Raw genomic sequence first — 248 nt, forward strand, 5'->3', positions numbered from 1 at the left:
TCGGAGGCATTTCAGATGTCCGCCCCCATATTAAGCGAGCAGCGATTGGCGGGGTGTTGTCGGCAACAGAATTGATTGAAATTGCTTCGACATTATATGGTGGAAAAAGGGTGAAGCAGTTTATCGAAACGATCATTGACGACGGTCATATCGAAGTGCCGATTTTAGCAGGGCATGTGGAGCAAATTGAGCCCCTTTCACCAATTGAAAAAGCCATTAAACAATGCATCGATGATAACGGCTACGTC

General features: G+C 46.0%; 1 pseudogene. It reads left to right on the plus strand.

From position 1 onward, the window contains the following. A pseudogene (locus tag CHH91_RS18810) lies at window positions 1-248 on the plus strand (endonuclease MutS2); the annotation flags it as partial.

Source organism: Virgibacillus sp. 7505, assembly GCF_002272135.1.
Taxonomy (GTDB): Bacteria; Bacillota; Bacilli; order Bacillales; family Amphibacillaceae; genus Terribacillus.